This is a genomic window from Rhizobium leguminosarum bv. trifolii WSM2297 (genome assembly GCF_000271845.1).
The window spans coordinates 1,443,063-1,451,090 of the sequence record NZ_JH719395.1; the positions used below are offsets into that span (position 1 = coordinate 1,443,063).

General features: G+C 58.0%; 6 protein-coding genes. All 6 read left to right on the forward strand.

Translation table 11 applies throughout. The features are described from left to right. Window positions 1-139: 139 nt before the first annotated feature. The 6 genes from RLEG4DRAFT_RS22360 to RLEG4DRAFT_RS22385 all read left to right on the forward strand — a co-directional run bounded on the left by RLEG4DRAFT_RS22360 (window position 140) and on the right by RLEG4DRAFT_RS22385 (window position 6,786). Window positions 140-1,792 carry a putative bifunctional diguanylate cyclase/phosphodiesterase gene (locus RLEG4DRAFT_RS22360; protein ID WP_003580142.1) on the forward strand — a complete coding sequence of 551 codons (1,653 nt, stop codon included), beginning with the start codon at window positions 140-142 and terminating at the stop codon, window positions 1,790-1,792. 69 nt (window positions 1,793-1,861) lie between these two features. After that, entirely contained in the window at window positions 1,862-2,350 is a 489-nt protein-coding gene (locus tag RLEG4DRAFT_RS22365; RefSeq protein ID WP_003580143.1) for a hypothetical protein, read from the forward strand. Beyond that, the gene (locus RLEG4DRAFT_RS22370; protein WP_003580144.1) at window positions 2,347-3,519 is read left to right on the forward strand and encodes a methyltransferase domain-containing protein; all 1,173 of its coding nucleotides are present in this window, start codon (window positions 2,347-2,349) and stop codon (window positions 3,517-3,519) included. Before RLEG4DRAFT_RS22365 ends, RLEG4DRAFT_RS22370 begins: the two co-directional genes overlap by 4 nt. Continuing rightward, the gene (locus RLEG4DRAFT_RS22375; RefSeq protein ID WP_003580146.1) at window positions 3,516-5,876 is read left to right on the forward strand and encodes a SpoIIE family protein phosphatase; all 2,361 of its coding nucleotides are present in this window, start codon (window positions 3,516-3,518) and stop codon (window positions 5,874-5,876) included. Before RLEG4DRAFT_RS22370 ends, RLEG4DRAFT_RS22375 begins: the two co-directional genes overlap by 4 nt. Before the next feature lie 3 nt (window positions 5,877-5,879). Further along, the gene (locus RLEG4DRAFT_RS22380) at window positions 5,880-6,440 is read left to right on the forward strand and encodes a slr1658 superfamily regulator (protein ID WP_003580149.1); all 561 of its coding nucleotides are present in this window, start codon (window positions 5,880-5,882) and stop codon (window positions 6,438-6,440) included. A 7-nt stretch (window positions 6,441-6,447) separates the two neighbouring features. Next, window positions 6,448-6,786 (forward strand): slr1659 superfamily regulator, encoded by a 339-nt coding sequence (locus RLEG4DRAFT_RS22385; protein WP_003580150.1) that lies wholly within the window; start codon window positions 6,448-6,450, stop codon window positions 6,784-6,786. Window positions 6,787-8,028 lie beyond the last annotated feature (1,242 nt).

Genomic DNA, 8,028 nt, shown 5'->3' on the forward strand with positions numbered 1-8,028 from the left:
CCCTACATCGTAAAGGTGTCGGCCGAGGTTTGGGATTGTGAATCAGGAGTGCCTAATGTAAATCTTGACGAGTACAAGTTGTGCGACAGTTGATTTGCTAGGATATCTGGTTAGGACATTCGACTGGGAGAGCTCGAAGATGCGGAAAATTCGTGCGGCCAGCTCGGCCCTCGGACAGACACAGGCAGAAGCTCCGAGTTCGATCGACCGGCTTCTGTTCTTTGACCGCGACTTCAATCCCATCGAGAATTTCCTGGGCAATGAGCTACCTGCTTCCGTCAAACCGGCAGCGTCACTTTGGGAGCATTTTCCACAGCTGGACAAATCGGCGATTACGCTGGCTTTCCGCTCATTGGATGACAGCGTCCAGCCATTGCGAATATCGGGCGATCTGGGCGGGTCCGGGTCGCACGGGCTGACAATCTATCGGATCGGAAACCTTTTTGCCGTGGTCCGCTCCGATGAGCTTGTTGACGATGAGCGGGCAACTCTTCTGCATCTGGCGACCCACGATCCGCTGACGGGACTGCCGAACCGACGCCAGTTCAGCGACGACCTGGCTGAATTGTTGCAGGAGAGCGCAGGTTCAAACGAAACTCTGTCTCTGATGCAGCTCGACCTTGATGATTTCAAGCCGGTCAACGACACGCTTGGGCATCCGGCCGGCGACAAGCTTCTTCAATTTGCGGCAAGGCGTATCCAAGACTGCCTGACCAGCGATGACAGAGCCTATCGCCTGGCGGGCGACGAATTCACCGTCATTTCCAGGGGCTCGGGACATCCGGCCAAAGCTCACCGGTTGGCGGAAGCCTTGGTTGCCGCATTCAAAAAGCCTTTCACGATAGACGGCATCGCGGTCTTTGTCGGCACCAGCATCGGCATATCGACCGCTCCTCCGGATGGGACAAGTCCGGAGGAACTGATGAAGGCGTCGGACCTTGCGCTTTATGCCGCCAAGCAGGATGGACGCGGTCGGCCGAAAGCCTTTGATCCGGAAATGCTCGAATTGCTGGAGCAACGCGAACTGCTGCGCCGCAGCCTGCGCATGGCGCTGGCCCAACAGCAATTCTTTGTCGAATACCAGCCGATCTCCGAGGCCGGCTCCGTTGTCGGCTTCGAAGCATTGCTGAGATGGAACCATCCCCTGCTTGGAAAAATCCCACCGGCCTCATTTATTCCGATGGCCGAGGCTGACGGACTGATGCCCGAGATCGGCGCATGGGTTTTGGAGCAGGCATGCCGCGAGGCGATGAACTGGCCGGAGAACTACATCGTCGCCGTCAATTTGTCGGCGGCTGAATTTTTGACCAGCGGCCTCACGGATCGCGTATCGCAGACGCTGGACCTGGTCGGACTGCCGCCCGAGCGTCTGGAACTTGAGATCACCGAAAGCGTGCTGCTTGAGCGCACCGTCAACAATATCGACACGCTGAATACGCTCAACGTGCTGGGCATACGAATCTCGCTTGATGATTTCGGCACCGAATATTCTTCCCTGAGTTATCTGAAGACATTCCCTTTCGACACGATCAAAATCGACAAATACTTTATCACCGATCTGGAAAGCGATTCGAAAAGCCAGACGATCGTCCGTTGTATCGTGAACCTCGCACATGGTCTCGACATGCAGGTGACGGCCGAAGGAGTGGAGACGCCGGCTCAGGCGGAATGGTTGCACAGTGTGGGCTGCGACAGGCTTCAAGGCTATCTGGTGAGCAGGCCGCTTCCGGTCGAGGCGATGAGCGAGTTCATCAACCGGGCGGAAACATCCGTGAGCCACGCGCTGGTATAACGAACGAGAGATTTTTCGCCGTGCTTTTTGAGGACATCTGACGCCCCAGACAAACTGATGGAGGCTGTATTGGAAGAGCAAGCATCTGGCTTCGATGACCATGCATTGGCGCCGATGGTATCGCTGGAACTGAACGTTGCGATGTTCAAATCTCAGTGGCAGTTTTGCGACAGGATTACCGAATATCTCTCAGACATCCTCGGCCAGGGCCACAGCGATCCGGCTCGATATTCGAATTTTCTTTCCGTGGCGGCAAACGAGCTCATTGAACTCGCCTTCCGCTCGACGGGCGAGCCGGGAAGGATCAGTTTCAGTCTCTATCGGAGCGCGACGTTCAACCGGCTGAGAATTGCCTTTGCCCGCGAGGACCGCGGCACTGGTATGAAATCAACCGAACACCAGTCTCGCTCGGGCGCCGGATCCGACCTGACGTCCGACGGGACGATTATGCTCAAAGATCTGGCAACCATATTCCGCGCCGCCATCCGAATTGAGCAAGACGGCGCTCACGGCATGCAAATCATCGCGGATTTCCCCTCGGCCGAGGATTTTCAATGAACCTGCTCGCCCGCCCCTTCACCGTCCATTTTGATCCGACAAACCAGGAGCTGTTGCTGTCCGGCAAGATGCGGCCCGAAAGTCCAAACGAGATAGCCGATGCGCTCAGGCTGGTGCGGCAAAGTTTGGAAAAATATAGCGGCGTCATTTACCTGAATGTCAAACGCCTGACGCACATCAACATGACGGCCTTTGCAGCGCTTTCCGATATTCTGACGGCACACTGCCGGACCAGGCCGGAGCGGAAGATTATCATCATTACGTCGAGCGTGGTGGCCTGGTCGACCTCGTTGTTCCAGACCTTGGCGGCATCACAACCAAACCTGTCGGTTCAAGTCTACGATTCGGCCTTTTATCCGGGCCAGAGCTTTGTCGAAGATGAGAGCTTCATTCCCATTCTGCGCACCCAGACGAAAATGACCTGGAGGCACGAACGCGAATTGCTGCCGCGCCACGGTCTGCGCAACGGTCTGGTGATGGCCGATATCTGTTGCGGAATTGGTGATTTCGCCGCCTTGGTTCAGCGGGAATTCAAACCGGAGCGGCTTGTGGCGCTCGATCATTCCGTACGCAGCCTCGAATATGCCCGCCGGGTGGCTGCCGACTTCGATCTGCAGGGGATTGAGTATACCTATGGCGACGCCTCACAGATGCTGCTTCGGGACAATCAATTCGACTTTGTGACCTGCCGCCATTCGCTGCAGATTTTCAACCGTCCCGAGATGCTGCTGCGGGAGCTTTACCGCATCTGCAAGCCCGGGGGCCGCGTCTACATCACCAACGAAAAAAATTCGCATTGCCTGGGCGAGCCGCATGCCGAAACGATAAAATGGACTTACGAGGAAGTGGCCAAACTTTTCAGGCACTTCGACATGGATGTGGAGATGGGACCGAAAAGCCGCCACCTCCTCGCCGACGCCGGGTTCGATACCATCAAGGTCGATTGCTTCATGGTCACCAACCTTGACGGGGATCCTCAGGACTTCGCCGACATCATCGAAGCCTGGGAAAATGTCTATGCCGGTCAGATGGCGGTCCGGCGCGGCGACTCGCTGGATTTTATTCGCAGGTTCCGGCAAGGATTCAAAGACCACGTCTTTGCCGCGCTTCACCCCAAAGGTTATGCAGGCTGGCCGATCTGGGCGGCTTCCGGGCGAAAGCCATTATGATGGAGGCGAAATTAGCGAAGAGACCGGCAGGAATAGGCTTTCGGGCAAAGTTCATCCTGGTCGTCGGCGGAGCCGTCCTCTTCGACTTGCTGGTCAGCGGCGGGCTGGCGCTTTGGAACGTTCAGAGGCTGTCGCGTGACGCAACGCTCGAGGTCGGCCAGGGTCTTGAAGCGGCAAGCCAGGAGTACATCCGCACCTATGCGGATTCGACCGCGGCACAGGTGACTTTGCTGTTGCGGCAGGTTCATAGCGACGTCAGCACGCTGGCAGGCGTGCTCCAGGCGCAGATCGACGATCCCGCGCGCAATTCGGACGTCGGCGCGGCGATCGCCCGCACATCTCCCGGCAGCGTCAGCCTTTCCTACGATGAGCAAGGGAAGTGGGCCCAGAACGCTCCGGGCTCGGTCTCGGTCGTGAGCGTGTGGGGTTACCTGCTCGGACCAGACCGGAAGCCAAAGCCCGACGTCGAGAGCGATATCCGCACGAGTGCGGTTCTGGATCTTGTCGCGCCGAGCCTGCTGCAGCACGGTGCTTCGAAGCTGCAGATGTATTACATCGGCTCGAAAGAACGGCCGATCTTCAGAACGGCGCCTTATACCGACCAGGCCCAGACCTTCGACCGGCTTTATCCGGGCCATAACGAGGCCAGTTTCTGGGATTTCTTTTTCCCGGGACTTTACGAATCCTGGCAAGGCTGGGCCAAGGACATGAAAACGCGGCCGGTCGCCGGCGACATCACCCAGACTGCGCCCTATACGGACGCCATTACCGGGAAGCTGATCGTCAGTTTCTTTCATCCGCTATGGACAGCCGACAGGCAGGATGTCGCCGGGACGGCCGGCGCCGATATCACCCTCGACCAGCTGGCGCAGACGGTTGAAAATGTCAAAGTGGCCCAATCCGGCTTTGGGTTTCTGGCCATGTCCGACGGCAACGTCGTTGCGATCAACAGCACGGGCGAAAAAACCCTCGGCCTGCGTTCCGCGAGCGATCCGAACGGAGCCGGCGCCTTGACCGGCCTGGAGCGCTCCCTGAAGGGAAGCTCCCAGCCTGCCATCGCCAAACTGGCCCTTGACCGCGAACAGGGTATTCAGCACTTGCTGTTGCAGCAGGACGGCAATGAGGTGCCCTATATCGTTACCGTCAAGAAACTGCCTGCGACCAATCTCTGGGTCAGCGGCCCGGTTCGGCAAGAGGCGATGTTGCTTGGGGTGGTTGTACCCGAGCGAGAAATCGATGCCTCGCTCTATGCGGCCCAGGCCAAGATTTCAGAAGCGACGAACCGGATCGTGCTCTATCAAATTCTGGCGATCCTGATGTCGCTGCTGATCGTGACGATCGCGGTCTTTGCAGCCTCGAAACGAATAACCAGTGGAATCAGCGCCCTGGCTGGGGCGGCCAAACGGATTCAGGCAAGGGATTATTCCGTCAGGGTGGCCATCGCAAGCAGGGATGAAGTCGGTGAAGCCGGTGAAGCATTCAATCGCATGGCCGAAGAGATCAGCTATAACACCGAAAATCTCGAGCAACTGGTCGAAGAGCGAACCGCTCAGATCGAAGATGCAAAGGAAGAGATTTCGACGCTGAACGCACAGCTGCAGCGAGAAAACAGACGTCTTGGAACGGAGCTCGCCGTCGCCGAGAGAATCCAGCTGATGGTCCTTCCGCTGGATCAGGAGCTCGATGACTTTAAGGCGCTCGAGATCGCCGCCTATATGAGACCGGCGGAAGAAGTCGGCGGCGATTATTACGACGTACTGAAGAACGGCAGCCGGTTGAAGATCGGCATCGGCGACGTCACGGGACACGGGCTGGAAAGCGGCGTGTTGATGTTGATGGTTCAGTCCGTCGCCCGCGCCCTGCAGGAAGCGGGAAACACCGATGCCGTGCAATTTCTGACAAATCTGAACAGCGCTCTGTTTAAAAATATCGTCAGGACGAAAATCGACAAACACCTCACTCTGGCGTTTCTTGACTACGACGGAAAAGAGATGATCCTGTCGGGACAACATGAGGAAGTTGTCGTCGTGCGAGCGAACGGCGAGGTCGAACGTATAGACACCATGGATCTGGGCATACCGATCGGGCTGGAGGCCGATATATCAGCCTTCATCAAAACCCGTGAAATCGCGTTCGAACAGGGGGACCTCATACTCTTGCACACGGATGGCGTAACGGAAGCCGAAAACGACGCCGGAGAATTGTTCGGCATGGAACGGCTGTGCCGCGAAGCAGTGCGCTTGAAGGATCTGAGCGCTGAGAAAATCGTTGCCGAAATTGTGGCGACACTGATGCTCTTTATCGGATCGCAGAAGATCTATGACGACATCACGCTTCTCGCAGTACGGCATAGGTGAGACATGCCTCCGACGGTTTACGGCATCGAATCTCTGACTGACATAAGCCTGGATTCGGGCACGCGCCTCACCTTGACCGATGGACCGCTTGAGCTTGGATGGAAACACTCGGGCATGACGGCCGACTTCATCGCGGAGGTCATGGCACTGCGGTATTCGCGTTCGAAAAAAGAGTACATGCAGGCGCATCATGACATCGGATATCTCAGCAACGAGCTGATCGAAAACGCCGTGAAGTTTCGGCAGCCCGGCGAGATCCTCATTGAAGCCGGCATATCCGGGGGAAGCTTTTTGATACGGGTGAAGAACACCATCGACGGCGCCACAGCCTCGCGCTTTCAGCAACTATTGCGTCGCCTGCAATCGAAGGATCCAGGGGAACTTCTTCTTGAGCAAATCGAAATCAACGCCATATCGTCTGCAAGCGGGTCGGGCTTGGGCTTGCTGACACTTCTAAGCGATTACGACGCAAAAATGGCATGGGCATTCGAAGAGAATAATGATGAGCATATCATACTGACGACGACTGCGGCCGTGGCGATGCCGCCCTCCTCCAATCCGTGAGTGAAGAATGGAAATCAGCGACGAAAACTTCCGTGTATGGGCGGAGCAAAACGAAGTCTATTTCGACGGCGTATTCCGGCTCGCAGGACCGGACGCCTACGCACCGATCTATTCATTGATCTCAGGCCTGCTCCACGGCGGACACAAGCAGGTGACGTTCAATCTGACCAGTCTCGAGTTCCTCAATTCCTCCGGCATCAATCTCCTGGCCAAGTTGACCATCGAAGCCAGAAAGATGGGCGACCTGCTGCTGGTCGTCAAAGGCACCCACCAATATCCCTGGCAAGCCAAATCCCTGCCGAATTTGAAGAAGCTGCATCCACTTCTTGATTTGCGGTTGGCTTGAGTTGGGGCGTGCGCGCCCCGCGCCCCGTCATGCTCGGCCTTGAGCTGCCTTGAGCCGAGCATCCACGACATCAACCGGCGCCGTGGCATGGATCCTCGGCTCAAAGGCCGAGGATGACGGAGAGTGGGGCTGGCGCGAAGAGCACGACGCGGAGCCGGTTGACCGCCTCTCCAGAGGGCTTGAAACAGGAGGAGCGAGGAGGAGCGGAGGATTGGGCGCGGATGGCTCCTCATACTCCCTCACCCGGCTGCCGCCACCGACCGGGGTCGAGCCACGGGTCTCGACCCGTCCTCCGGACCCCCGTAAACGGGGCGAAGGGGATGTGCCGCAACGTCTCCGTTCCCCTCTTACCTCTTGCATGGCACGTCCCCTCTCCCCGTCATTACGGGGAGAGGGTTAGGGTGAGGGGCAGCCGGGTTAAAACGGACAGCAGTGGACTTGAGCCGAGCATTCACACGACACCCACCAGCAGCCGTGGCACCGTATGAGCGGGGGTTGGGCGTGGACGCCTCCTCACACTCCCTCATTCCTGTGCTCCTCAGGGCTTTGCCCGAGTGATGTCACAGGAATCCAGTGCGTCGAAGTCCTTGGGCGCGAAAGACTCCCTGGAAGTGCGATTCATTCACGGCGCGGACGCGCCGTGGCTGGATTCCTGTGACGGGCACAGGAATGAGGGAGGAGACGTGGGTGCGCACCATATTGCGAGCGACCTGCAGACATGCCTCTCGATCAATCTTCCCGTCGACCAGATTGGCCACGTGCCCACCTGCCCTCCGTCGCTCGGCCTTGAGCCACGGTCTCTGCCCAGAAGTTCGGCGAGAGCAGCCCCTCATCCGGCTGCCGCCACCTTCTCCCCGTAAACGGGGCGAAGGGCATGTGCCGCGGCCTCCCAGTCCCTCGCCAATCTCTCGCAGGGCACGTCCCCTCGCCCCGCGTGCGGGGAGAGGGCTAGGGTGAGGGGCTGCTATCGGCTGAACCGGACGCCCGTGGCCTTGTGCCGAGGATCCGCATGGCATCCACCGGTGCGCCGTGGCGTTCTCGGCCAAACTCCCCGGCACAAGGCACGTCGCGTGATGATTTATCGGGCCGGCACGCCTCTCCCCCTCACCAAGTCAGCTTGCCTTTGACCTGCCACTGAGAATTTCCTCCAGAATGGATTAGAGTCCGGCCTATTAAGGGACGGACGAATGAAGAAGCAGAGATTTACGGAAGAGCAGATTATCGGTGTGCTGAAGGAGCAGG